We start from the raw sequence: 22,872 nt of genomic DNA, 5'->3' as shown, positions 1-22,872 counted from the left end.
TGGTCATGCCTATTCGCCCTTCCAGACGGGTTCGCGCTTCTGTATGAAGGCCATGACGCCTTCGAGGGTGTCGGCGCTGGTGGTGAGACGTGCGAGGGCTTTGTCGGTGAGTTCCCAGGGCAGGTCCTCGGCGGGGACGTTGCCGTCGATGATGCCGCGGGCGACGGTCTTGCCGGCCTGCACGGCGAGCGGGGCGCCCTTCGCGATGTCGGCGGCGAGAGCGAGAGCGGTGTCGAGGACCTCGTCCTGTGGGACGACCCGGTTGACGAGGCCCCAGCGCAGCGCGTCGGCGGACGACATCGGCTTGCCCGTCAGGACGAGTTCCATCGCGACGGCGCGGGGGATGGCCTGGCCGATGCGGAAGACGCCGCCGGCACCGGCGATCAGGCCGCGGTGCACCTCGGGCAGACCGAATTCGGCGGTTTCGGATGCGACGACGAGATCGCTCGCGAGGGCGAGTTCGGTGCCACCACCGAGCGCGGTGCCGTTGACCGCGGCGATGACGGGCTTGGAGATGTGGTGCTTGACGACACCGGCGAAGCCCCAGTGGGCGGTTTCGGGCGGGGTGACGCCGTCCGGTCCTTTGGTGCCGAGGGCCTCGAGGTCGGCGCCGCCGCAGAAGACGGCGCTGCCTGCGCCGGTGAGCACCACGACGCGGACGTCGTGGTCCTCTTCGGCGCGGTCCCAGGCCTCACCGAGTGCCTGGTGCACGTCGGCGTTGATGCTGTTGGCCGCCTTGGGGCGGTTGATGGTGACGAGCAGGACGTGCTCGCGCTTCTCGACGTGAACGACGGGTTCGCTCACGACCGGTACGCCTCGGGGCACAGGTGTTCGATGCGGGTGACGGTGAGAATGCCGCCGTCGTCGGTGACGTGGACGGTCTCGCCGACGATGTCGGCTCCGGCGGCGAGGACTGCGGCGCCGGTGGCGTCGGTCTGGCCGGAGACACGCCGGCCGTCGGGGGTGAGGCCGACGAGGAAACCGATCGACGGGTTGCCGTCGCGACCGAATTCGGCCGTGGCGGTGACAATCTGGACCTCGCCGCTGTAATCGGTGGCTGTCTCCGGCGCGGACGGCTCGAGCAGCACGTGCTCGGGGTCGCCGACGTAACCGTCGGTGTGCGGCGCGCAGCCGAGGACCACGACGTGCTGGTAGGTCAGGTAGCCACCGTTGCCGTGCACGAGGGCGAGCTCGCCGTCCTGGCGCAGCCGCTTGGCCACCGACACCACGGAGTGCAGCGTGTAGCTGTTGAGCGGGCCGCCGAAGAAGGAGTGGCCGCCGGTCACCGACGGGACGGTGTCGCGGGGGAGGCCGAGCTGCTCGATGAGCAGCTTCGGGACCACGGGGAAGCAGCTGTAGGCGTCGATGATGTCGAAGTCGCCGGGACGCAGGTCGCTCGCCGACAGCGTGCGCCGCAGCGCATCGTCGAGTGCGGCGGAGCGTCCGAAGTCGCCGCGGGCGAGCACGTCCGAGGGCTCGGTCGCGCCGGCGCCGCCCCACACGTAGAGCAGGTGGTCGTCGGGGACACCGAGTTCGCGGGCCACGGCGAGCGAGGTGACGACCACGGCAGCGGCCTGGTCGACGAACGGCATCGCGTTGACCATCAGCGGGTACGGGTCGGTGACGAGGCGGTTCTTGCCGGCGATGGTGCGGATGTCGTCGGCGGTGCGGCGCTCGGGGTTCCAGGACGCCGGGTTCCCGGCGGCGAACTCGGAGAATGCGGCGTACAGCGTCGCCGACCAGTCGAGCGACTTCTCGCGCGAGTGCCCGAGATCGTGGCTGAGCCGGTTCTCGAACAGCGGGTAGACCCGCGTGGGGACGATCATCCCGGCGCGCTGCATCGCGGGGCTGCCGAGGTCCTTGTTGCTGATAGGCGCGGGGCCGCCCGGGGCGGTGGTCCATCCCAGCGTGACCGGATCCGTTCCGGCCTTGTACGAGTTGGTCGCCGAGGCCTGCGCCTCGCCGCCGACGAGCAGCGCGACGGTGCTGGTGCCCGCGGCGATGTCGTGGCCGATGCGATCGAGCAGGGCTGCCGGCCAGTGGCCGCCGATCGGCGTGGTCGACGTGTGCTCGGGCGTCGCGCCGAGACGTTCGGCGAGCAGGCCCGGCAGGTCGTCGTAGTTCCAGCTCGCGGTCTTGATCGCGTGGATGGTGTCGATCCGCGTGGCGAGATCGGCGCCGGAGTCGGCGATCGCGGCGAGGGTGGCCTCGTGGATGAGGTCGAGCGGTTCACGCGGGTCGGCGGGCGCACCGGCACGGCCGGAGCGCAGGTCGCCGACCCCGATCACGACGGGAACCCGAGTGGGGTCGGTCATGGCGTTCCTTCGGTCTGCTCTTGGGGGAGGAGGACGCCGCCAGCCTAATGCGGACGATTTCAGTCTGTAAATCGAGGAGTGGTCTGGCACACTTTTCCGACGTGACCGAAGCACCCGCACCGCGCCGCCGCGGACGCCCCCGCGACGCCGACCTGGAGGACCGCGTGTTCGACGCCGTGCTCGAGGTGTACTCCGAGACGAGCTGGCGTGGTTTCACGCTCGACGCGGTCGCACGACGCGCGCGGGTGGGGCGCGCCGCCCTCTACCGCCGGTGGTCGAGCAAGGACGACCTGCTGGTCCAGGCCCTCGAAGCGCGCAGCCCGCTGCCCGTGCCGATCGACACCGGCGCGCTCCGATCCGATCTCGTCGAACTCGCCCGGCAGCTGTTGCGCGGTTACCGGACCACCCCCGGCCTGGCGAGCCTGCGCGTCGCGCTCGACGCCCGTGCCAACCCCGAACTGCTCGCCCGGCTGATCCACACCCTCAACCGCAGCCGCGTGCTCGCGGCGCGCACGATCGTGCACCGCGCCGTCGAGCGCGGCGAACTCCCCGCCGACACCTCGGCGACGCTGCTGCTCGAAATGGTCACCGGCACCGTGCTCAGTCATGCCCTGTTCGCGTTGGCCACCCCGGCCCAGAACGTCGACGACGACTACGCCGAACTCGTCGTCGACGCGACCATCCGCGCGCTGCGTCGTCCCGAGTCGTGACCGGCACGCCCTCCCGTGACCGAATCGCGATCGAATGCTGCCTGGTAACAGTGTGATTCCGGCCGTCTGCGCCGGTCGTCCGGGCTAGCCTGGAATGCGAATACTCGCAGGGGGGCGCCAATGGGAGGCCGACGATGGATGTGCAGGCGGTAGCGGAGATCACGCGGCTCAAATACCGCTATGCGCGAGCGCTCGATACGAAGGACTGGGACGAGCTGGCGAACACCCTCACCCCCGACGCACACGCCGTCTACGGGGAGCATCTCGTTTTCGACTCACGCGACGCCTTCATAGGTTTCCTCGAGAACACGCTGGGAACGCGCTTGATCACGGAGCACACCTGTTCCCATCCCGAGATCGACATCGCCGACGACGGCCGCAGCGCCACCGGGGTGTGGTTGCTGTCCGACACCGTGATCATCCCCGAGGACGGGATGATGTTGCGCGGCTCGGCCTACTATCACGATCGGTACAGCCTCGGCGACGACGGATGCTGGCGGATCAGCCGCACCGGATATCAACGCAACTGGGAGACGGTCACATGCATGGGCGACTCGCCTTCGGTCCGGTTGACGACCAATCGATGGGCGCTGCTGCAGCAACCGAAAGCGTCCTGAGCGGGAACGACGAGATGGTCTCGGAGGGTTCCGGCGATTTTCCCCGTCCGGGGGCGCTGCCCTATCTGACGGTGCCGCGGGCCCACGAGGCGATCGAGTGGTACACCCGGGTCTTCGGAGCCTCGCTGACCGCCGAACCGGTCGTCATGGACGACGGTCGCGTCGGGCACGCCGAACTGCGGTTCCCCAGCGGAATGATCTATCTCGCAGACGAATTCCCCGAACTCGGACTCACGGCGCCGCAGGAGGGGGCGGTCTCGGTGAGCCTGATGCTCGAGGTGGCCGACACCGACACCGTGCTCACCCGCGCCCGTCTGGCCGGCGGTTCGGTCGAGAGGTGGATCAACGAGGCCCACGGTCATCGCAACGCCACCCTGCTCGACCCCTTCGGGCATCGCTGGATGCTCGTCGGCCCCCTGACCGGCAAGCTGCCGCCACCTCGGGAGTGAGCTCCCGAATCGGTACCATGCGGCGATGAGTGAGATCGCGCGTCGCAGTGAGTTTCCCGATACCCGCGGCTGGATCCGGGCCCTGCCCACCCTCACGGCGTCCGCGCCGCCGTTCGCACCGGCCGCGACGCCGCAGGAGACCTTCCTCCGCTGGCTCACCGAGGCGGCCGAGGCCGGCGTCGCCGAGCCGCACGCAGCGACCCTGTCGACCGTCGACCCGTCCGGGACGCCCGACGCGCGCATGCTGCTGATCAAGGACGTCACCGACGACGGCTGGTGGTTCTCCGGCGACGACCGTTCCCCGAAGGGCCGCCAGCTCGACGCGACACCGGCCGTCGCGCTCACCGTGTACTGGCGCGAACTCGGCCGGCAGGTACGCGTGCGCGGACCCGTCCTGGCCGGCCCACCCGAGGTGTGTGCCCGCGACTTCCGGGAACGGTCGGTCTTCGCCCGTGCCGTCGCATCCACGGGACACCAGAGCGAGGTCCTCACCGATTCCGCCGAGTACGACGACCTCGTACGGGAACGCCTGACCGCGCTCGAACACGATCCGGACCTCGTCTCGCCGCACTGGACGGCGTGGTGCGTCGCCGCTGAGGCCGTGGAGTTCTGGCAGGCGGATCCCGGCCGGCGGCACCTGCGGTATCGCTACCGGCGTGCGGGGGACCGGTGGGTCACCGAGGAACTTCATCCGTGACGTGTCGCGTGGCCGGGACGAGTCGCCCGCGACCGGTAGGCTCCCGCCCGTGAACGAGTCCTTCATCCGCACACGCGTCGCCAACGGAGTCGGCGAAGTGCAACTCGACCGTCCCGGTGCGCTCAACGCGCTCGACCGGTCGATGATCCGCGACATCCGCTCGTCGCTTCTCGCCTGGCGCGACGACCCGGCCGTCACGGCCGTGCTCGTCACCAGCACGTCCGACCGCGCGTTCTGCGCCGGTGGCGACGTCAAGCCGGTGCGCGAGCTGGCCCTCGAGGGGTGCTTCGACACCGTCCGCGAGTACTTCGCCGACGAGTACCGCCTCGACGAGCTGGTCGCCACCTACCCGAAGCCGTATCTCGCGGTCCTCGACGGCGTCACGATGGGCGGCGGGCTCGGTATCTCGGTGCACGGCGCGGTGCGCGTCACCACCGAGAAGACCACGATGGCCATGCCCGAGACGGCCATCGGGTTCGTTCCCGACATCGGGTCGAGCCACTTCCTCCCGCGCCTGCGCGGCACCACCGCGCGGTGCGATGCGGTGGGGATGTATCTCGGACTCACCGGCGCCCGCATCGATGCCGGCGACGCGCTGGCCGTCGGCCTGGCCACGCATTACGTGCCCAGTGCCCGCATCGACGACTTCGCCGACCGCATCCGCGCCGGGCAGTGGCGCGACGCCCTCGACGAGTTCGTCGAACCGACCCCCGAATCCTCCCTGGCGCAGCGTTTCCCCGACATCGAGACGGTGTTCGGCGACGGTACGGTGCTCGACATGGTGACCCGCCTCGACAGCCTCGCCGACATCGACGCCGAGTGGGCCGAGCAGACTCGCACGGCCCTGCGGTCGTTGTCGCCGACGAGCGTGTGGGCCACGGCCGAACTGATGCGACGCGGTGCCGAGAGCACGCTCGAGGAATGCTTCGCCCGCGAACTCGACGTCGCCGTGCGCGTCGCTGCGACGCCGGACTTCATCGAAGGTGTGCGCGCCGTGCTCGTCGACAAGACCCGCGACCCGCAGTGGTCGCCCGCGACGCTCGAGGACGTCGATCCGGCGGCGATCGCCGCACTGTTCGGCGACGGATAACCCGCGACCTGCCCGTCTCTACCGGGCGTGACCTCTACCGGGCGTGACGCTGCGGTACCTGCAGGTCGACGACGATCGGCTGCCCACCGAGGGTCGCGTGGATCTCGGGCTTCTCGAGTCCACCGGCCAGCAGGTACTCGCCGAGCAGCGTGAGCAGTTCATCGTTGTCCGTTATCGGGTCGCCGTGCGATCCGGTGCTACGCGGGTCGCCGTGCGCTCCGGTGCTGCGGGAGTCGCGGGAGGTCAGTTCGTTCTGTGCGAGTCGCGCGGCGATACGCACCGACGCCACGCCCATCGAATTGCGCCGTGACGGGACCGGACCCGGTGCGGTGATCGTGCCCAGGCTCTCGGTGGCCGTCGGGGTCGTCGTGGTGGTGGCGGGCCCACTCGCGGAGCCGTTCGTGCCGGTGCTGCTCACCAGGGTCGTTCCTTCCTCGGAATTGCCGGCGCCCACCCCGCCGGCCGGGTCACCTTCGAGCGACGATGCATCCCCCACGCTCATGCGGTGTGTTCCGGGATCCGGCGTGCTCGTCAGCGGGGTACTGCTCGGAAGAGGAGTGCTCGGCAGCGGGTAGACGAAGGTGCCCGAGCGCTTCGCGCGTCCGGATCGCCTGCTCGTATCCGCCGTCCCACCGGACGACAGGTCCTCACCGGCTGCGGCCGGTACGTCGTCGTTCATCGACACAACTCCTGATTCCACCCGAATACGTCGGATCGACGAAAGGGAAAGTATCAGTAAAATCCGCTGGACGCACTACCCGTCCGGCGTTGCCGGGACGCTCAGTCGGTCGCCGCGACCAACGGTTCGAGAGTCAGCTCCGGCAACTCCTTGAGGATGTACTGCAGCCGCCACTTGTCGCTGACGAGAGCGAGGAGCACGCCGTCCGACCGGGTGAACACCTCGACGCCGCGCTGGCGGTTCAGTTCGTCGGCCGAAGCCGCATCGGTGCGACGCGCGAGCGAGTAGCCGAGATGCTCGATCTTCGGGTCGACGTTGTACTCGGCCTTCATCCGCGCCGCGACTACCTCGAACTGCATCGGACCCACGGCCGCCATCACCGGCGACGCGTCGCCGCGGACGTCGTTGCGGAGGATCTGCACGACGCCCTCGGAATCCAGCTGGTCCACGGCCTTGCGGAACTGCTTGTACTTCGAGGCGCTCTCGGCCCGCAGGATCGCGAAGTGCTCGGGCGCGAACGACGGAATGGGCGGGAACTCCACCTTCTTGTCGATGTAGAGGGTATGCCCCGGCGCCAGCGCGGTGGCGTTGACCAGGCCGACGACGTCGCCGGGATAGGCGTTCTCCACCGTGGAACGTTCGCGGCCGAAGACCGTCAGCGCGTACTTGGTGGCGAAGGGCTTACCGGTCTGCGCGTGCGTGACGACCATGCCGCGCTCGAACACACCCGAGACGACACGCATGAACGCGAGCCGGTCGCGGTGGGCGGTGTCCATGCCGGCCTGCACCTTGAACACGACGGCGCTGAACGGATCGTCGACCTCGCGAGCGGTCTCGTCGATGGCGAGACGGGCACGCGGTGGCGGTGCGAGCGTGACCAAGGTGTCGAGGATCTGCCGCACACCGAAGTTGAGCATCGCCGACGCGAAGATCACCGGCGAGGTCTGCCCGGCGAGGAACAATTCCTGATCGTGATCCTGGCCGTTGGACGACAGCAGTTCGGACTCCTCGGCGGCCTCGACCCAAGTGTCGCCCTCGAGGGCGAGCGCCTCGGCGGGGGACAGATGCTCCTCGGGCGCGATCTTGGCGCCACCGGCCGTGCGGGTGAACTTGATGTACTCGGCCGCGTCTCCGTCCTCGCCGCGACGCAGCAGACCGCGGAAGTCGCCGGCGATGCCCACGGGCCAGAACAGGGGAGTCGGCATCAGGCCGATGCGCTCGTCGATCTCGTCGAGCAGTTCCAGCGGCGTCCGGCCCGGTCGGTCCCACTTGTTGATGACGGTGACCACGGGGATGCCTCGGTGGCGGCACACCTGGAACAGCTTCAGGGTCTGCGGCTCGAGACCCTTCGCCGCGTCGATGAGCATGACGGCGGCGTCGACGGCGGTGAGGACGCGGTAGGTGTCCTCCGAGAAGTCGGAGTGACCGGGGGTGTCGACGAGATTGACGACGTTGACGACCTCGTCGTCGGTGCCCGCGACGTCCGAGCGGGTGTAGTTGAACTGCAGGGCCGTGGAGCTGACGGAGATGCCGCGGGCCTTCTCCATCTCCATCCAGTCGGAGACCGTCGACTTGCGGCCGGCCTTGCCGTGGACCGCGCCGGCCTCGGAGATGACCTTCGCGTGCAGGGCGAGCGCCTCGGTGAGCGTCGACTTACCGGCGTCGGGGTGGGAGATGACGGCGAAGGTGCGTCTGCGCTCGGCTTCGGCTCTGACCTCCTTCGCGGCCCCGGGCTTCGCTGTGCCGGAGGACTGCGCAGGCTCCGTCGTGCCGGTGGATTGACTGTCGGCCGAAGCGTGCGGGGTGCTCAACGGGAAAAACCTCTCGAAGGGGGCAGGGAGTAGGGGCGCTATCGCCGCCAACTCGTCCATGTTACTCGGCGATTCGGTGTCGATTTCCGCCAGATTCGATCACGTTTCCCCGAGGCCGCCCCATACCGACCACTCGACGGCGCACGCTGATGTGCAACTACCGGATCTTGATCGAGGTCGTGCACCACCGGACGAGGAGCGGGTCGTGAGCAGGTTCACCGAGGAGATGTACGCGACGGCGGAGGCGGACACCGGGGCTCTGGTCACCGGCGAACCGGATACGCCGTTGCGGCAGAACTGGGGAGAGATCCACCGGCAGGCCCGCCGCATGGCCGGCGCACTGGCCGCGGCGGGTATCGGACCCGGCGATGCGGTGGGTGTCCTCGCAGGACAACCGGTGGACATCGCACCGGTCTGCCAGGCCGTGTGGATGCGCGGCGGAAGCGTGACGATGCTGCACCAGCCCACGCCGCGCACCGACCTGCAGATGTGGTCGCGCGACACCGAGGTGGTCCTGCGGATGATCGACGCCCGCGCCGTCGTGCTCGGCGCACCCTTCGAGATCGCGGAGCCGCTGCTGCGCGAGCGGGGCGTCTCCGTCGTCACCGTGGAGCGGATGCGGGAGGGGAGGCCCGTCGATCCCGTCGACACGGCGGAGTCCGACATCGTGCTCCAGCAGCTGACGTCCGGGTCCACCGGCTCGCCGAAGGCGGTGCGGATCACGCACGGCAACTTCTACGCCAACGCGACGGCGATGATGGACCGCGTCAAGTTCTCGCTCGACGACGACGTCATGATCAGCTGGCTGCCGCTGTTCCACGACATGGGCATGGTGGCCTTCCTCAGCGTCCCCATGCAGGTGGGCGCCGAGGTCGTGTCGGTCACGCCGCTGGACTTCCTGCGCTCTCCGATCCTGTGGGCGGAACTGATCAGCAAGTACCACGGAACGCTCACCGCAGCACCGAATTTCGCGTACTCGTTGCTGGCCCGGAAGTTGTCGCAGGCGCCGGACGGCGCGCTCGACCTGTCGTCGATGCGCTGGATGTGGAACGGCGCCGAGCCGGTCGATCCCGACACGATGGAGGCCCTCGCGGAGGCCGGGGAGCGCTTCGGTCTCGACCCGTCCGCCCTCGCGCCCTCCTACGGGATGGCCGAGACCACGCTCGCGGTGTCGGTCCCCGATCCGGGACGCGGAATGGTGCTCGACGTGGTGGACCCCGACCTGCTCGAGGCCGGCGGGATGGCCGTGCCGACCAACCGCACCCACACGCGCCGCATGCCCACCCTCGGCCGTCTCGTGGCCGGTCTCGAGGGCCGGGTCGTCGGCCGTGACGGACAGGTGCTGCCACCCCGCGGCGTGGGCATCATCCAGTTGCGCGGCGAGGCCGTCACGCACGGCTATCTCACCGTGGACGGACCCGTACCCGCGCAGGACGCCGACGGCTGGCTCGACACCGGCGACGTGGGTTACTTCACCGAGGAAGGTCTCGTCGTGGTGTGCGGCCGGGTGAAGGACGTCATCATCATGGGCGGCCGCAACATTTATCCCACCGACATCGAGCGAGCGGCGGGGACCGTCGACGGGGTGCGTCCCGGCAACGCCGTCGCCATCCGGCTCGACGCGGGGGACAAGCGCGAATCGTTCGCGGTCGCCGTGGAGACCAAACTCTTCGACCACCCCGACGAGGTGCGCCGCATCGAACACGACGTCGTGCACGCGGTGGTCGCCGAGGTGGGCGTGCGGCCCCGCACGGTCGCGGTACTCGGTCCCGGCAGCATCCCGAAGACCTCCTCGGGCAAGCTGCGTCGCGGCACCTCGCTGGCACTGCTGACGCGGGCCTGACCACCGCGCCACGCGACGCCGCTGCGACCGCGCCGGCCTCGGCGGAGGCGGGCGGTCAGTGGACGCGGTTCTGGGCGCCCTCGAGGCCGAGCCTCAGCAGCAGTTCGACGGCGTCGGCGCCTTCCTCGCACCACACGTCGAGTTCCTTGCGTTCGGTCGCCGAGAACGGCTTGAGCACGAAGTCGGCGGGATCCTGGCGGCCGGGAGGGCGGCCGATGCCCATCCGGACCCGCAGGTAGTCCTTGGTGCCGAGCGCCGACGAGGTCGACCGCAGGCCGTTGTGCCCGTTCTCGCCACCGCCGAGCTTGAGCCGAATCGTGCCGAAGTCCAGGTCGAGTTCGTCGTGTAGGACGATCACGTTCGAGGGATCGACCGAGAAGAACTTGGCCAGGGAGGCGACCGGACCGCCGGACAGGTTCATGTAGGTGCGCGGCTTCGCGATGATCACCTGCCGCCCGTCGAGCCGGGCCTGCACGATGTCGGCGTTGCTGCGCTTGTGCGCGGAGAACTTGCCGCCGACGCGTCCGGCCAGCACGTCGGCCACCATGAATCCGATGTTGTGCCGGGTGTTCTCGTACTTCGGGCCGGGGTTGCCGAGACCGACCACGAGCGCGGCGTCGTCGCCCACGAACTGATCCTTCCGTGCATTCGAACGACGTGCGGCGCGCCACCCCGAAGGGATGACGCGCCGCACGAGTGACTTCACAGGGAGCCGGTGAAGGCTCAGGCCTCCTCGGAGGCCTCTTCTGCGGTCTCTTCGCCCTCGGCGCCTTCCAGGGCGTCGGCGGAGGGAGCCTCGACGATGTTCACGAGCAGCAGCTCGGGATCGTCCTGCAGGGTCGCGCCGGCGGGCAGCTCGACGCCACCGGCCAGGATCTGGGTGCCGGCCTCGGCGCCCTCGATCGAGACGGTGATCTCCTCGGGGATGTTCAGGGCGTCGGCCTCGAGCTTGATCGTGTTGACCTCGTTGACCACCAGCGTGCCGGAGCCGGCCTCACCGGAGAGGACGACGGGCACCTCGACGGTGACCTTCTCGCCCTTCTTCACGACGAGCAGGTCGGCGTGCTCGATGTAGCGACGGATGGGGTGGACGACGACCGACTTGGTCAGCGCGAGCTGATCCTCGCCGTCGACGTCGAGGGTGAGGATGGCGTTGGTGCCGTGGTTACGCAGCACGGCTGCGAACTCGAGGTCGGGGAGGGCGAGGTGCCGGGGCTCGGTGCCGTGGCCGTAGAGGACGGCGGGGACCTGGCCGGCGCGACGGGCGCGGCGTGCGGCACCCTTGCCGAACTCGGTGCGGACGCTGGCTACGAGACGATTCTCGTCGGACATGATGTGACGGCTCCTACGCTGGTGGCACTTGGTGGTCGGGTGTTCTCGAACGAACGGATCCGACACGTGCGACCGGGGAGCACATTGCTTCCGTCGCAGCCGCGTCGATCACGGTGATCCAGCGATATTGCGGTTCACCCTCGCCGAGACAACTCGAACCACTTTACCGGACGACGTCGATCAGGGACAAACAGCCCTGTCGTCGACGCGCGTGAGCTTCACGACCGGGCGATGTCGTGCACCGAGGCGAGGAACCTGTCGACGTCGGCGGGGGAGACGAAGTAGTGCGGCGACGCCCGCACCACCGACTGCAGGTCGCGCGAGGTCATGTCCAGCAGCGTCGAACTGCGGCTGCTGACCGTGACCGTCACGGACCGCCCGGCCAGGGCGTCGCGGACCTCCCGCGGGTCGCGGCCGTCCACGGTGAACGAGACGATGCCGCTGCGCTGCTCGCCGAGGTCGGTGACGGTGACGCCGTCGATGCCCGCGAGCCCCTCGCGCACGTGCCCGGCCCGGTAGGCCACCGCCTCGGCCACGGCGTCGACACCCAGATCGAGGAGATAGTCCACGGCCGCGCCGAGCCCGAGCCGGGCCGCCACTCCGGCCTCCCACATCTCGAAGCGGGTGGCGTCCGGAGCGAGTTCGTAGCTGTCGGCCGAGGTCCACGAGGCGCTGTGCAGGTCGAGAACGGCCGGTTCGAGTTCGCTCACCAGGCGCGGCCGCACGTAGAGGAAACCGGTGCCGCGCGGCCCGCGGAGCCACTTGCGCCCGGTGCCCGACAGTGCGTCGACATCGAGTTCGGGCACGCTCACCGGCAGCTGCCCCACCGACTGGCACGCGTCGAGCAGCACGAGCGCCCCGACCGCGTGCGCGGCGTCGGCGATCTCCCGCACCGGGTTGACCAGCCCGCCGTTGGTGGGGGCGTGCACGACGGACACCAGCCGCACCCGTTCGTCGAGCATCCCCTCGAGCGCCTCGACGTCGACGCGGCCGGACGGATCGGACGGAACGACCTCGACGGTGGCGCCGGTCGCCCGCGCGCGCTGCAGCGCGGCGATCGCGTTCGCGGCGTATTCGGCCTGCGAGATCAGGATGCGGTCGCCGGGTCGCAGCGGCACCGCGTAGAAGAAGGACGTCCACGCCCGCGAGGCGCCGTCGGACAGCGCGAGGGAGGTCTCCGGCACGTCGAACAGGCGGCCGAGCGAGGTCTTCACGGCCGTCAGGTCGTCGAGCCGTTCGTCGGCCGCCACGTACCCGCCGATCTCGGCCTCGCGGCGCAGGTGCGCGAGCATCGTCTCGAGCACCGGTGCCGGGGGCAGCGACGAGCCGGCGCTGTCGAGGAAGACCCGGTCGAAGCATCCCGGTGTGTCGCGTCGGGCCGCCTGGAGGTCCAGCACGGGCCGCTCACCTCCTCCGTCGTCCGTATCGTCGGGGTCGAGCCTGCCCGGTGGAGTGCGTTCGCGCACGCACCGGTGCGTTATCCGCGCGTCGTGTCCCCCGGCGGGTTAGTCTCGACCGCAGACCTGGCGCACCGGCCGAGGGGGTGGACGAATGGCAATGGCAGTCGATGCCGCAGCCTCCCCTGCCCGCAAGGAACTCGGCTCCCGAGCAGCAGCGGAGGACCACGTCCGCAGCAGGGCATTCCGGCTGGGAATCCCCAGGCTGATCGGGGTCGAGCTCGAATGGCTCACCGCGCGGGCCGACGGCACCGAATCGCGTCCCGAACTCACGAGGCTCGTCGAGGCCCTCGGGCCCCACGCGCCGCGCACGGTAGCGCCGTCGTCGTCGGCCCGTCCCCTGCCGTCGGGCAGCGCGGTCAGCGTCGAGCCGGGTGGTCAGATCGAGCTGTCGAGCGTGCCGTGCACTTCGGCACGGCAGGTGTGCGATCGGCTCACGGCCGACCTCCGCATGCTCCGGGCGTTGCTGGCCCGCCGGTCGGTGACCATGCTCGACCGCGCCGCCGACGAGGTGCGGCCTCCCCACCGTCTGCTGCGCACCCCGCGCTACGGAGCGATGGAACTCCGCTACGACCGGATCGGCCCGATGGGCCGGTTGATGATGAACAGCACTGCGTCCATACAGGTTTCCGTCGACGCGGGACGCGACGAGGCAGAGGTGGTGCAGCGCTGGGAGTTGCTCCACGCCATCGGCCCGGCGATGATCGCGGCCTTCGCGTGCTCGCCCCGGCTGCGAGGTGCTCCGGAGGGCGACTGGGCGTCGCAGCGGATGCGCACGTGGCTCGAACTCGATCCCGCCCTCGGTCACGTCGACCATCCCGCCGACTACCCCGCATGGGTGCTCGACGCACCGCTGACCTGCGTGCGTTCGGAAATGCCCGAATGGTACGCACCGCCCGGCGCCACCTTCGCGGCGTGGCTCGCGGGCGAGCTCGACGCCGACATCCACCGTCGACCCACCATCGACGACCTCGACTACCACATGACGACGCTGTTCCCGCCTGTTCGTCCGTGCGGGCATCTCGAGGTGCGTTATCTCGACGCCCAGCCGGCCGAGTCGTGGCAGGTGCCCGTCGCGGCTCTCGAGGCGTTGCTGTCGGCGCCCGAGGTCTCCGCGGAGGCGTGCGCGATCGCCGCGCCGGTGCGCGACCAGTGGTCCGAGGCGGCCCGCGTCGGTCTCGCCTCGCTCGAATTGCGTGCTGCCGCGGCGGGTTTGCTCTCGCTCGCGGCGGAGTCCTCCCGTGACATGCGGTTCACCGCGGCGCTCGACGCGGCCGCGGCACGGTGCCTGCGCGGTCTGGCGCCGGGTGAGGAGGTGCGGTGACACCTGCTCGTGTTGCGCTCAGGCGGCACCTCGAGCGGGCGCGTGCCCGCACCGAGGTACTCGCCTCCGTGCCGGAACCGGATCTCACCGCACAACATTCGCCGTTGATGAGCCCGCTGGTGTGGGATCTCGCGCACATCGCCAACCAGGAGGAGCGCTGGCTCGTGCGGGTCGCGGGCAGGCGTCCTGCGGTTCGCGGCGACATCGACGATCTCTACGACGCGTTCCGGCATCCCCGCGCGACCCGCACGGGGCTGCCGCTGCTCGACCCCGACGCCGCCCGCCGTTACGCGCGTGCCGTCCGCGAGCTCACCTGGGATGTGCTCGAAGACAGTGCATTCGACGACGATCTGACCCGCGAGGGTTTCGTCTTCGCGATGGTCGCGCAGCACGAACAGCAGCACGGCGAGACGATGCTCGCGACGCACCAGTTACGGCAGGGTCCACCCTTGCTCGACGCGCCGGAAGCGCCGCGCACCGGAACCGCCCGCGACACCGAACGTGTCCGGATCCCCGCCGGCGCATTCGAGATGGGCACGTCCACCGATCCGTGGGCCCTCGACAACGAGCGCCCGGCACACGTCGTCGAGGTGCCGGAGTTCGAACTCGACGCGGTGCCCGTCACCAACCGCCGTTACCTCGGGTTCGTCGAGGACGGCGGGTACGAGCGGCCCGAACTGTGGAGCGAGGCAGGTTGGCAGCACCGCCTCGACGCCCGTCTCGAGGCCCCGCAGTTCTGGAGTCGCGACGAAACCGGATGGAGCCGAACGGCCTTCGGCCGCACGATGCCGCTGCACCCGGACGAGCCGGTCGTGCACGTGTGCTTCCACGAGGCGGAGGCGTTCGCCCGCTGGGCCGGTGGACGTCTTCCGACCGAGGCCGAATGGGAGAAGGCGGCACGCTGGGATCCGGCCACCGGGCTCAGCCGCCGATTCCCGTGGGGCGACGAGGATCCCGGTCCCGACCACGCGAATCTCGGTCAGCGTCATCTCGGTCCCGCCGTCGTCGGCGCGTATCCGCAGGGAGCGTCACCGCTCGGGGTGCACCAGCTGATCGGCGACGTCTGGGAGTGGACGTCCACACCGTTCACCGGTTATCCGGGCTTCCGCGCGTTCCCGTACCGCGAGTACTCGGAGGTCTTCTTCGGCGACGGACACCGGGTTCTGCGCGGAGGCTCGTTCGGAACCGACGAGGTCGCGTGCCGCGGAACCTTCCGCAACTGGGATCTGCCGATCCGCCGTCAGATCTTCTCCGGGCTCCGCGTCGCGTACGGGACGGGCGATGTGTAGACATCTGGCGTACATCGGGCCGGAGACGAACGTCGCGGCACTGCTGTCCACCGGAACCAACTCGCTGCTCCGCCAGTCGTGGGCGCCCACCGACATGCGTGGGGGAGGCACGATCAACGCCGACGGATTCGGTGTCGGATGGTGGAGTGCCGAGGGCACCTTCGGGCGCTACCGGTCGGCGTTGCCGATCTGGTCCGATCCCTTCGTCGGTGAAGGCTTGACATCGATACGGTCGCGCACCGTCGTCGCCGCGACCCGCTCGGCCACCGAGGGGATGCCCGTCGAACGGTCGGCGGCCGCGCCCTTCTCCGACGACCGGTGGGCGTTCAGTCTCAACGGTGTCGTCCGGGGCTGGCCGGGATCGCTCGTCACCCTCGCCGGCGCGCTTCCCGTCGCCGAACTGCTGCAGCTCGAATCACCGACCGATGCTGCCACGCTGTGGCTCCTGCTCCAGTCGCGCCTGCGCTCGGCCGATCCCGAGCCGGCGCTGATCTCACTCGTCCACGACGTGCTGGAACTCGCACCGGAATCACGGTTGAACATGTTGCTGTGCAACGAATCCGGGATCTGGGCCACCGCCTGGTACCACTCGCTGTGGACGTTCGTCGACGAGCAGGTCGCGATCGTGGCGTCCGAACCGTTCGACGACGACAGCCGCTGGAAACCCGTACCCGACCGGCATCTCGTCGCCGCGATGCCGGGCAAACTCATCGTCTCACCACTGGAGGTCGGTTCACCGTGATCGTCGACGTGCATCTGCGCCCCGAGGACCTCGACGCCAAACTGCGCGAGGACGCACGGCGCGGACTCACGTCCGATCCCAAGTACCTGTCGCCGACCTGGCTGTACGACGCGCGGGGCAGCGAACTGTTCGACGAGATCACGCGACTGCCCGAGTACTATCCGACACGCACCGAATTCGCACTGCTGCGACAGCACGCCGCCGACTTCGCCGATGCCGCCCGCCCCGAGATGCTCGTCGAACTCGGCTCCGGGTCGTCCGAGAAGACGCACGTGCTGCTCGACGCCCTCGAACCGTATCTCCACACCTACGTGCCGCAGGACGTCTCCGAACCGGCGTTGCGGTCGGCCGTCACCCGGCTGGCGGCGGAGTATCCGAACCTGACGGTGCACGGGGTTGTCGGCGACTTCACCGATTCGCTCACGCATCTGCCGGCCGGCGGGAAACGCGCGATCGCGTTCCTCGGCGGCACGATCGGCAATCTCGTCCCGAGCGAACGCGCACAGTTCCTCGCCGGGACGGCCGCGATCCTCCATCCCGGCGAGTGGCTGCTCCTCGGCGCCGGTCTCGTCATCGACCGCGACACCCTGATCGCCGCCTACGACGACGCGGCCGGCGTGACGGCGGAGTTCGACCGGAACGTCCTGCGGGTGCTCAACGACCGGCTCGGCGCCGACTTCGATCCCGCCCGGTTCGTGCACCGCGCCGTCTGGGACCCGGAGAACGAGTGGATCGAGATGCGCCTCGAGGCGACCGAGGCGATGGACGTGACGATCCCGGGCCTCGACCTGCAGATCTCCTTCGCCGAGGGTGAGCAGATCCGGACCGAGATCTCCGCGAAGTTCCGCCTCGTCGGAATCTCGCAGGAACTCGCCGACGCGGGATTCGTGGTCCGGCACGAATGGGTGGATCCGGACGGACGGTTCGTCCTGCTCGCCGCCTCCCGGGAGTAGTCCTCGAAAGGCGGCCGACGAACCGATTCGACTTCCGCCGCGCCCACACGGGACGCTGGAGGACATGACGTCCTCCCGTCCCGTCCTGACGACCCCGGTCCTGTTGCTCATGGCCGTGGCGACGGGTCTGTGCGTGGGTGGCAACTACTTCAACCAACCGCTGCTCGACTCGATCGCCGAAGCACTGGACACCTCCCGATCGGCCGCCGCCTCCACCGTGACGGTCGCGCAGGTCGCCTATGCTCTCGGCCTGCTGTTCCTCGTGCCGCTCGGCGACATGTTCCCGCAGCGGCGGCTGGCGGTGATGCTCATGCTGGCCGCGGCGGCGGGGCAGGGGCTGAGCGGATTCGCGCCGAACATCGGGGTGCTCGTGGTGGGCACCGCTGTCGCCGGTCTGTTCTCGGTGGCCGCGCAGGTGCTGGTGCCGTTCGCGGCGACCCTCGCGACGCCGGAATCGAGGGGTCGCGCGGTCGGCACCGTGATGAGCGGGCTGCTCGTCGGGATCCTCGTGGCCCGGAGCGTCGCGGGCATCCTTGCCGAACTCGGCGACAGTTGGACGACGGTCTACCGGGTGAGCGCGGTCGCGATGGTGATCGTGGCGCTCGCGTTGTGGCGGGTGCTGCCGGCGACGCCACCGGTGGTCCGTCAGGGTTACGGCAGCACGCTGCGATCCCTCGGGACGTTGATCGTCACGCATCCTCGCCTGCGGACCCGGACGCTGCTCGGCGGGCTGGGTTTCGCGTCGGTGGGCGCGTTGTTCTCGACGATGGCGTTCCTGCTGTCCGACCCGCCCTTCGGCCTCGACGACCTGCAGATCGGGCTCGTCGGGCTGGCCGGGGTGGCCGGTGCGTTCGCCGCGACCGCGGCGGGCCGGCTCGTCGACCGCGGTTACGGACCGCCGACGACGGCGGTGGGAGTGTTCACGCTGATCGCGTCGTGGGCGGCGCTCGCGGCGGGTGCGAGCTCGCTGGTGTGGTTCGTCGTCGGGATGCTCGTCGTCGACCTCGCGCTCAACCTCGTGCACATCACCAACCAGAACATCGTGTACGCCCTCGACCCCGACGCCCGCTCGCGCGTCAATTCCGTCTACATGACGGGCTACTTCATCGGTGCGGCGTCCGGTTCGGCGCTCGGCACGATGGCGTGGAGCGCCGGCGGGTGGACCGCGGTGTGTGTGCTCGGTGTCGGACTGGCGGCGCTCGCGGGTGTCGTGTGGGCGCTCGATCTTCGGCTCACCGCCCGGATGCGTGCGCGTTCGGCTACAGCGACCGGCGGACCGGCAGCAGCCTGAGATCGCGCGCCCGGCCGATGGCTTCCACCCGCGTGTGCACGCCGAGCTTGCGGTAGATGCTGCGCAACTGGGTCTTGATCGTGTTGTGCGAGACGAACAACTTCTTCGCGATGTCGGCGTGCGTCGATCCCAGCGCCAGCAACTCCAGCACGTCTGTCTCCCGCCGGGACAGTTCGACATGGGTGACCGGTTCGGTGAAGACGGACCCGATCGCCTCGTCCGGGACGGTGAGACCGCCGGGCTCCGCGAGACGCCCGGCGACACCCTCGGCCAGAGTGGTGAAGGCGCGGCGGTTGCCGAGGGCCTCGGCGAGCGTGCAGGCCCGCTGCCAGCTGCGGACCGCGGCGTCCTTCTTGTCGAGATCGAGGTGGGCGCTCGCCTCGATGAGCAACGCCTCGACATGTGCGCGCGGGAAGCCGCACTCCGTCCACGGAACACGCTTGAGCTTCTTGAGCGCGATCTCCGGATGACCGGTGAACAGTTCGACACGCGCGTTCGTCACCACGAGCATCGGATGGGTCTGCGGCGACTCCTCGGCGAGGGCGCGCGCGAGGTTGCCGTTGCCGAGCGCCAGCTGCAGGTCGATCTCGGCGGCCCCGAGCAGGATGCGCGAGAACGCGCCGCGGTCGAACAGATCGTGGTGTGAAGCGATGAGCCGGTGCAGTTCGGTGAGTCCGTCGTAGGCGTTGCCCGCCGCCAGGTTGTAGTAGGCCCGGCCGTAGGCGACGAATCCCCAGAGTTCCTCCGAAACCCGCGGGACACCGAGCTCGTCGAGATATCCGACGGCACGGTCGAGCTCGAGCGAGTCGAGGTGGACGAGCGCGGACGCCACGCGACCACCCACCTTGACCATCTCGCCCCAGCGACCCTCGGTGGGCTCGGCGTTGCTCTCGATGCGCAGCCATTCCCGGGCGCGCGGATTGTCGCCCGTCACCGCCCAGTTCAGCGCCGAGCTGCCCGCGGCGTTCTGGATGACGAAGGCGATGTTCACGGCGTACGCACCGCGGTAGGCGCGGCGGAAGACGGTGGTGGATTCGGTCAGATATCCGGCGAGCTGGAGCGTGATCGCCCACTGCACGCGCAGCAGCGGCAGTTGCGGACCGAGATCGTCGGGCCGGTGTTCGAGGATCGAATCGACGAGCGGACGCAACAGCAGCGTCAACCGCGCGGCCTCACCGAATTCGCCCGAGACCCGCAGGGTCAGGGTCTGCACCGTCGCGACGTAGAGGGCCTGCGCGGCGCCGGGTGTCTTCCCGAGCTCGGTGAGTTCGTCGGGATCCGCGGGCAGGGAGGCGTGCAGGATCGAATGTTCGTCGAGCATCTGTGTGAACAGCGCGCGACCTGCCTGGACCGACGGATGGTCGCCGAGCTCCTGGTCGGGGATCTGCCGAAGCACCTTGACGAGAACGTCGAAAGAACTGTCGACCATGCGCGCCCAGGATTCCTCGACGATCGCCACGGCGGTCTCCCAGTCGCCGGCCTCGACGGCATAGATCGACGCCTCGGCGGGCCTGCCGGCGTCGCGATGGGCCCGGGCGAGTTCGACGAGCAGGGCGTCGACACGTCCGGGTTGCTCTCGGCGGGAGATGTCGAGCACGCACGAGCGGACGGCGTCGGGCCACCGCCACGTCCGGGGATCGTCGAAGGGCGAATCCATCAGGAGGCCGGCCGCGGCGAGCGTCGCGAGTGCGGCCTCGGGGTCCGCCGCGCCCGTCAGTTCGGCCGCCCGCTCGGCGGTGACGCTGTGGGCAGCGGCGACCGAGAACGCGAACTCGCGGTGCGCGTCGTCGAGTTCGTCGAGCCGGCTCTCCACATACGTCCGCACGAGGCGGGCCAAGGCCGGGGTCGGCAGTCCACGGGAGTCGATCAGGCGCTGGGGCCGGCTCCGGGCGACGGCCGCGGCCGCCGAGACCAGGGTGGGCACACCACCGAGCACGCGACACACGACCTCGCACTCGCTGTCGGAGCGCTCCGGTCCGGCGTCGCGCAACAGCGTCGTCGTCTCCTCGATGGTGAACGCGAGATCGGCCGCCGGGACGTACGTGGAGTCGATCCCGCGGAGGACGACCTCGGTCATGTCGGTGCTGTTTCCCGGCAGGCAGACGATCGCATCGAGCAGGGGGCACCGGTCGAGCAGCCGAAGGGTTGCTTCGAGCACCTCGGCCGAGTTCTGCGGCGACACACAGGCGAGCACGAGCAGGCAGGGCGACCCCAGATCGCGGAAGGTACGGACCACGCGCTCGAACGGGGAATCGTCGGGACCGTCGCCGGCGACCTCGACGGCCGGGTGATCGGCGAGGACCGCGAGCACATGCTCGGGCAGGTCGCCGTCGCCGGACGCCGTGAGTTCGGGAACCCAGACGATCGTGTGGTCGGGTGCGCCGCCCCGATGGAGCCATCCCGCGACGAGCGTCCGCTTGCCGAAACCCGGGGGAGCGTCGATCACCGTCAGCGTGGAGCACCGGTCGAGACACGCGAACAATCGGGGTCGCGCCAGAGCCGAGGACAAGGAACGCCACGCGGGTGCACCGACGCGAGGGGAGTCGGAAACACTCACGCGCACTCCTTCGGAAGGCTTCAGCCCGGATCTGCGCAGGCGGGAAGGCCCGAGCAGTGCCCCCGACAGGCTCTTGGTCGATCACAGACTACCTGGTCCGTTGTCGTGAGGTGCGGTAACGACAACCGTCGTGACGTGCGGTAACGACGGCAGCCCCGGCACCGGACCGTCGAGCGGACTCGACGGAGCGGGACGGGGCTGCGGTGGTGTGAGCCGGCGACTAGCTGCCGGATGCGCTCAGACGTGCCTTCTCGAGTGCGGCGAGGGTGCGCAGGATCGTCGCCTTCTGCTTCTCCAGATCGCTGCGGCGGGCGCGGGCGGCGAGGCCGTTCTGCTCGGCGACGAGCGTGAGCTGCGCGTCGATCGCGGAGAGCTGATCGAGCAGCGCGAGGGCCCGGGTCTGGATCTCCTCGACGTCCACGGCGCCCGTCCGGACCGGAGCCGCGGACTTCGCCGGCTTGGCCGAAGCGGACGAGCTGCGGGTCGCGGAGGCCGGACGCGTCGACGTCTGCGCGGAGGAACCGGTGTGGCCCTCCGTGATCGCGGCGGCGCGGGGACGCAAGGCCTTGCGCACGAGCGCCGGGTCGGGCTGCTCGGCGAGACGGATGTCGTTGAGGGCGCGGCGGGCCTCGCGGGCGGCGAGGCGGTGCTCGTATTCCTCCTCGTCGTCGGACTGCAGGGTGCCGCCGATGGGGCGCAGGCCGTACATGCCCATGAACTTGCGGGCCTCGTCGATGACGGCTTCGTGCTTACGGCATGTGGCACAGCGAGGTTCGTTGCGGAAGACCTCGACAGAGTCGGTGTCGCCGCACCAGACGCACGCACCCGGCGACCATCGTCGGACCGTTCGGATTGTCGCGTTTTCCGTAGGGGCTTCGAGAGTTTGCGCGTCGGTCACGAGGTGCCACTTTAGGTGAAAGCCGAGTTACGCAGGGGAGGGGGGTCTCGCACGACCTGCGACGATTTCACGCGGCGTGACGAAGATCATCCCCGTCCCGGCGCGTCCTTCAAACCATTGCGCCACACAGCATTTCCATACCACCCGGTCTGCCGGATCACGTTGTGGTAGCAGCGGTGAGCCAGCGCACCAGCGGCCGGAACTCACGCCACGCCGAACGCACCTCCTCGAGGGTGCGCGGACTGTCGATCCACGGCGGGGAGATCTCGGTGCGACCGGCCCACAGCGACCGGTGACGCATGAGTTCGATGCGGGGATGATCGACGTCCACGCCGCGCGGCCGGGACTTCAACCGGTCGCCGCCGATCTCGTATCCCGCGCGTTCGAGCTTGCGCACGATCCTCCCGAGCTCGGGGCCGCGACGGTCGTGATCGACCCCGGTCCGGTAACCGGCGATCTGATCGGACGAGCCGTGGAACAGGCCGGCGGCGACCCGCAACCCGGCGGCGTTGATCTCGACGTAGTAGCCGACGCTCTGCGCGACGGAGGCGAATCCGCCCTGGTGGGTCTTGTACGGCAGCTTGTCCTTGCTGAACCGCACGTCGCGGTACGGGCGGAAGGCCTTGCCCTCCCCGAACTCCTCCTCGAGTTCCGCAAGTAGGGCAAGCATCGGGCCGCGCACGCAGTCGTCGTAGACGGCCTTGTGCGCGGCCCAGAATGCTTTGCTGTTGTCGGCCTCGAGATCGTCGTAGAAGTCGAGGGCCGCGACGGGAAATCCGGTGAACACCCGGACAAGTCTGCCCCGTCGTCGAGCGGAA

The 22,872-nt window shown here is 69.6% G+C and carries 21 protein-coding genes; 11 read left to right on the top strand and 10 right to left on the bottom strand.

The window, feature by feature from the left end; genetic code table 11:
• Window positions 1-9 precede the first annotated feature (9 nt).
• On the bottom strand, window positions 10-804 hold the full coding sequence (locus tag A5767_RS09410) for an enoyl-CoA hydratase/isomerase family protein (RefSeq protein ID WP_064852158.1): 795 nt from the start codon (window positions 802-804) through the stop codon (window positions 10-12).
• Window positions 801-2,315, bottom strand: a complete 1,515-nt coding sequence (locus tag A5767_RS09405) for a hypothetical protein (RefSeq protein ID WP_064852157.1) — start codon at window positions 2,313-2,315, stop codon at window positions 801-803. Before A5767_RS09405 ends, A5767_RS09410 begins: the two co-directional genes overlap by 4 nt.
• A gap of 101 nt (window positions 2,316-2,416) precedes the next feature.
• On the opposite strand from A5767_RS09405, the gene A5767_RS09400 reads away from it, so the two are divergent.
• From A5767_RS09400 to A5767_RS09380, 5 genes are all read left to right on the top strand, one after another.
• Window positions 2,417-3,025, top strand: a complete 609-nt coding sequence (locus A5767_RS09400) for a TetR-like C-terminal domain-containing protein (RefSeq protein ID WP_006553828.1) — start codon at window positions 2,417-2,419, stop codon at window positions 3,023-3,025.
• Between the two features lie 134 nt (window positions 3,026-3,159).
• Entirely contained in the window at window positions 3,160-3,642 is a 483-nt protein-coding gene (locus A5767_RS09395) for a nuclear transport factor 2 family protein (RefSeq protein ID WP_024103220.1), read from the top strand.
• 14 nt (window positions 3,643-3,656) lie between these two features.
• Window positions 3,657-4,091, top strand: a complete 435-nt coding sequence (locus A5767_RS09390; protein WP_024103221.1) for a VOC family protein — start codon at window positions 3,657-3,659, stop codon at window positions 4,089-4,091.
• A 25-nt stretch (window positions 4,092-4,116) separates the two neighbouring features.
• Window positions 4,117-4,788: a pyridoxine/pyridoxamine 5'-phosphate oxidase gene (locus tag A5767_RS09385; RefSeq protein WP_039584567.1), complete on the top strand. Its 672-nt coding sequence runs from the start codon at window positions 4,117-4,119 to the stop codon at window positions 4,786-4,788.
• Between the two features lie 49 nt (window positions 4,789-4,837).
• Complete coding sequence (locus A5767_RS09380; protein WP_064852187.1) at window positions 4,838-5,878, top strand: enoyl-CoA hydratase/isomerase family protein; 1,041 nt, start codon at window positions 4,838-4,840, stop codon at window positions 5,876-5,878.
• Between the two features lie 34 nt (window positions 5,879-5,912).
• Here the strand turns inward: A5767_RS09380 and A5767_RS09375 are convergent, their stop codons facing one another.
• Together A5767_RS09375 and A5767_RS09370 are read right to left on the bottom strand one after the other, a co-directional pair.
• On the bottom strand, window positions 5,913-6,563 hold the full coding sequence (locus A5767_RS09375; RefSeq protein ID WP_082937643.1) for a hypothetical protein: 651 nt from the start codon (window positions 6,561-6,563) through the stop codon (window positions 5,913-5,915).
• Between the two features lie 95 nt (window positions 6,564-6,658).
• On the bottom strand, window positions 6,659-8,368 hold the full coding sequence (locus A5767_RS09370) for a peptide chain release factor 3 (RefSeq protein WP_006553834.1): 1,710 nt from the start codon (window positions 8,366-8,368) through the stop codon (window positions 6,659-6,661).
• 205 nt (window positions 8,369-8,573) lie between these two features.
• Here A5767_RS09370 and A5767_RS09365 point away from each other — a divergent pair, with 205 nt between their 5' ends.
• Window positions 8,574-10,211, top strand: coding sequence for a fatty acyl-AMP ligase (locus A5767_RS09365; protein WP_064852156.1), 1,638 nt, complete (start codon window positions 8,574-8,576; stop codon window positions 10,209-10,211).
• Window positions 10,212-10,266: 55 nt separating this feature from the next.
• Here the strand turns inward: A5767_RS09365 and pth are convergent, their stop codons facing one another.
• The 3 genes from pth to A5767_RS09350 all read right to left on the bottom strand — a co-directional run bounded on the left by pth (window position 10,267) and on the right by A5767_RS09350 (window position 12,940).
• Entirely contained in the window at window positions 10,267-10,839 is a 573-nt protein-coding gene (gene pth, locus A5767_RS09360) for an aminoacyl-tRNA hydrolase (protein ID WP_064852185.1), read from the bottom strand.
• Window positions 10,840-10,934: 95 nt separating this feature from the next.
• Window positions 10,935-11,543 carry a 50S ribosomal protein L25/general stress protein Ctc gene (locus tag A5767_RS09355; RefSeq protein ID WP_006553837.1) on the bottom strand — a complete coding sequence of 203 codons (609 nt, stop codon included), beginning with the start codon at window positions 11,541-11,543 and terminating at the stop codon, window positions 10,935-10,937.
• 218 nt (window positions 11,544-11,761) lie between these two features.
• A complete protein-coding gene (locus A5767_RS09350; protein WP_064852155.1) occupies window positions 11,762-12,940 on the bottom strand; it encodes an aminotransferase class V-fold PLP-dependent enzyme in 1,179 nt (392 codons plus the stop codon).
• 154 nt (window positions 12,941-13,094) lie between these two features.
• On the opposite strand from A5767_RS09350, the gene egtA reads away from it, so the two are divergent.
• The 5 genes from egtA to A5767_RS09325 all read left to right on the top strand — a co-directional run bounded on the left by egtA (window position 13,095) and on the right by A5767_RS09325 (window position 18,599).
• A complete protein-coding gene (egtA, locus tag A5767_RS09345) occupies window positions 13,095-14,324 on the top strand; it encodes an ergothioneine biosynthesis glutamate--cysteine ligase EgtA (RefSeq protein WP_064852154.1) in 1,230 nt (409 codons plus the stop codon).
• On the top strand, window positions 14,321-15,613 hold the full coding sequence (gene egtB, locus A5767_RS09340) for an ergothioneine biosynthesis protein EgtB (protein WP_064852153.1): 1,293 nt from the start codon (window positions 14,321-14,323) through the stop codon (window positions 15,611-15,613). The genes egtA and egtB overlap by 4 nt, the downstream gene beginning before the upstream one ends.
• Window positions 15,606-16,355, top strand: a complete 750-nt coding sequence (gene egtC, locus A5767_RS09335) for an ergothioneine biosynthesis protein EgtC (protein ID WP_006553841.1) — start codon at window positions 15,606-15,608, stop codon at window positions 16,353-16,355. Before egtB ends, egtC begins: the two co-directional genes overlap by 8 nt.
• Entirely contained in the window at window positions 16,352-17,308 is a 957-nt protein-coding gene (egtD, locus tag A5767_RS09330; RefSeq protein ID WP_006553842.1) for an L-histidine N(alpha)-methyltransferase, read from the top strand. Before egtC ends, egtD begins: the two co-directional genes overlap by 4 nt.
• A 64-nt stretch (window positions 17,309-17,372) precedes the next feature.
• A complete protein-coding gene (locus A5767_RS09325; RefSeq protein WP_064852152.1) occupies window positions 17,373-18,599 on the top strand; it encodes an MFS transporter in 1,227 nt (408 codons plus the stop codon).
• On the opposite strand, the gene A5767_RS09320 is transcribed toward A5767_RS09325, so the two are convergent.
• The 3 genes from A5767_RS09320 to A5767_RS09310 all read right to left on the bottom strand — a co-directional run bounded on the left by A5767_RS09320 (window position 18,568) and on the right by A5767_RS09310 (window position 22,841).
• Window positions 18,568-21,156, bottom strand: coding sequence for a helix-turn-helix transcriptional regulator (locus tag A5767_RS09320; protein WP_064852184.1), 2,589 nt, complete (start codon window positions 21,154-21,156; stop codon window positions 18,568-18,570). The two genes, A5767_RS09325 and A5767_RS09320, sit on opposite strands and share 32 nt — an antisense overlap.
• 220 nt (window positions 21,157-21,376) lie before the next feature.
• Window positions 21,377-22,054, bottom strand: a complete 678-nt coding sequence (locus A5767_RS09315) for a hypothetical protein (RefSeq protein WP_064852151.1) — start codon at window positions 22,052-22,054, stop codon at window positions 21,377-21,379.
• 157 nt (window positions 22,055-22,211) lie between these two features.
• Window positions 22,212-22,841, bottom strand: coding sequence for a DUF2461 domain-containing protein (locus tag A5767_RS09310; protein ID WP_006553846.1), 630 nt, complete (start codon window positions 22,839-22,841; stop codon window positions 22,212-22,214).
• Window positions 22,842-22,872 lie beyond the last annotated feature (31 nt).

Origin of the sequence: Rhodococcus sp. 852002-51564_SCH6189132-a, from assembly GCF_001665495.1 — a bacterium.
Classification (GTDB): domain Bacteria; phylum Actinomycetota; class Actinomycetes; order Mycobacteriales; family Mycobacteriaceae; genus Rhodococcus; species Rhodococcus pyridinivorans.
Note: the sequence above shows the minus strand (reverse complement) of the source record. Positions and strands in the feature narration are given on the sequence as shown.